This window comes from Falsiroseomonas sp. HW251, assembly GCF_050563545.1.
In the GTDB taxonomy this organism is placed as follows: Bacteria; Pseudomonadota; Alphaproteobacteria; order Acetobacterales; family Acetobacteraceae; genus Falsiroseomonas.
The window spans coordinates 1-2,500 of the sequence record NZ_JBNXUM010000067.1 but is presented as its reverse complement, the minus strand read 5'-3'; the positions used below and the strand labels follow the sequence as shown (position 1 = coordinate 2,500).

Here is a 2,500-nt window from a genome sequence, read left to right as displayed (position 1 = left end):
GGCGCAGCGAAAGCGAGTCCGAAATGGGCGATTAGTCACGGGCATGAGACCCGAAACCGAGTGATCTAGCCATGGCCAGGCTGAAGGTGGGGTAACACCTACTGGAGGGCCGAACCCACGCCTGTTGAAAAAGTCGGGGATGAGCTGTGGCTAGGGGTGAAAGGCCAATCAAACTCGGAAATAGCTGGTTCTCCGCGAAATCTATTGAGGTAGATCGTCAGGTGATCACCCTCGGAGGTAGAGCACCGGAAGGGCTAGGGGGGCCCAAAGCCCTACCAAACCCTACCGAACTCCGAATGCCGAGGAGTGCAGCCTGGCAGACAGACAGTGGGTGCTAAGGTCCATTGTCGAGAGGGAAACAGCCCAGACCATCGTCTAAGGTCCCCAAATGATGGCTAAGTGGGAAAGCATGTGGGACGGCCAAAACAACCAGGAGGTTGGCTTAGAAGCAGCCATCCTTTAAAGAAAGCGTAATAGCTCACTGGTCTAATAGCTGTTCTGCGGCGAAAATGTAACGGGGCTCAAGCCATCTACCGAAGACATGGGTGTGCAGCAATGCACGCGGTAGCGGAGCGTTCCCTAGGCCTGTGAAGCCATACCGGTGACGGGTGGTGGAGGTATGGGAAGTGCGAATGCGGACATGAGTAGCGACAAGGAGAGTGAGAAACTCTCCCGCCGAAAGTCCAAGGGTTCCTGCGCAAGGTTAATCCGCGCAGGGTGAGCCGGCCCCTAAGGCGAGGGCGAGAGCCGTAGCCGATGGGAAGCGGGTGAATATTCCCGCGCCCGCCAGAAGTGACGACCTTGAAACGCTGTTCGGCCTTATCGGATTGGCCGGGCGGTTGGAGAGGTCCGGGAAACAGCTCTGGCACATGGACCGTACCCGAAACCGACACAGGTGGACTGGTTGAGTATACCAAGGCGCTTGAGGGAACCATGCTGAAGGAACTAGGCAAATTACTCGCGTAACTTCGGGATAAGCGAGACCTGCTGCGACGCAAGTCGTGGTGGGTGGCACAAACCAGGGGGTGGCGACTGTTTAGTAAAAACACAGGGCTCTGCGAAGTCGTGAGACGACGTATAGGGTCTGACGCCTGCCCGGTGCCGGAAGGTCAAGGGGAGGAGTGAGAGCTCCGAACCGAAGCCCCGGTAAACGGCGGCCGTAACTATAACGGTCCTAAGGTAGCGAAATTCCTTGTCGGGTAAGTTCCGACCTGCACGAATGGCGTAACGACCTCCCCACTGTCTCCAGCATGGGCTCAGCGAAATTGAATTCCCCGTGAAGATGCGGGGTACCCGCAGTTAGACGGAAAGACCCTATGAACCTTTACTGCAGCTTCGCAGTGGCGCCAGGAAGGGACTGTGTAGGATAGGTGGGAGGCTTTGAAGCCGGGGCGCTAGCCTCGGTGGAGCCACCCTTGAAATACCACCCTGTGCCTTTCTGGCGTCTAACCGCATCCCGTCATCCGGGATCGGGACCCTGCGTGGTGGGCAGTTTGACTGGGGCGGTCGCCTCCCAAAGTGTAACGGAGGCGCGCGATGGTGGGCTCAGGCCGGTCGGACATCGGCTGTTGAGTGCAAAGGCACAAGCCCGCCTGACTGCGAGCGCGACAGCGCGAGCAGAGACGAAAGTCGGCCTTAGTGATCCGGTGGTCCCGCGTGGAAGGGCCATCGCTCAACGGATAAAAGGTACTCTAGGGATAACAGGCTGATCTCCCCCAAGAGTCCACATCGACGGGGAGGTTTGGCACCTCGATGTCGGCTCATCGCATCCCGGGGCTGGAGCAGGTCCCAAGGGTTCGGCTGTTCGCCGATTAAAGCGGTACGTGAGCTGGGTTTAGAACGTCGTGAGACAGTTCGGTCCCTATCTGCTGTGGGTGTACGAGACTTGAGAGGATCTTTCCCTAGTACGAGAGGACCGGGAAGGACGCACCTCTGGTGAACCGGTTGTCGCGCCAGCGGCACGGCCGGGTGGCCAAGTGCGGAATGGATAACCGCTGAAGGCATCTAAGCGGGAAACCAGCCTCGAAACGAGGTCTCGCCGAGGGCCGTGGAAGACCACCACGTCGATAGGCCGCAGGTATAAGAGGGGTAACCCTTTCAGCCGAGCGGTCCTAATCGCCCGATAGAGCTCCTGTATCCACCAACACCGCACCGGCCAGGGTGTCCTCGTGACACCCCCAGCCGCGCGCAGCACCAAGCCGCGCACTACCAACCCAAGCCAACACACACACACACCAGATCCCCACCCCTCATCCGTTGTCTCGATCCGGCCTGGTGGCCCGGTGGTCATCGCGAGGATGATACACCCGATCCCATCCCGAACTCGGCCGTGAAACACCTCAGCGCCCATGGTACTGCACCTCAAGGTGCGGGAGAGTCGGTCGCCGCCGGGCCACCACGCCGGATCCAGACAACAACCTTCAACGCGGGGTGGAGCAGCCCGGTAGCTCGTCAGGCTCATAACCTGAAGGTCACAGGTTCAAATCCTGTCCCCGCATCC

General features: G+C 59.4%; 1 tRNA gene and 2 rRNA genes (1 of these 3 cut by a window edge). All 3 read left to right on the top strand.

The annotated features are described in order from the left end of the window. Window positions 1-2,136: ribosomal RNA gene (locus ACLF3M_RS35010) — 23S ribosomal RNA — on the top strand; it begins 613 nt to the left of the window's first position. Window positions 2,137-2,278: 142 nt separating this feature from the next. Then, window positions 2,279-2,393: ribosomal RNA gene (rrf, locus tag ACLF3M_RS35005) — 5S ribosomal RNA — on the top strand. Window positions 2,394-2,424: 31 nt separating this feature from the next. Beyond that, window positions 2,425-2,498, top strand: a tRNA-Met gene (locus ACLF3M_RS35000). Window positions 2,499-2,500 lie beyond the last annotated feature (2 nt).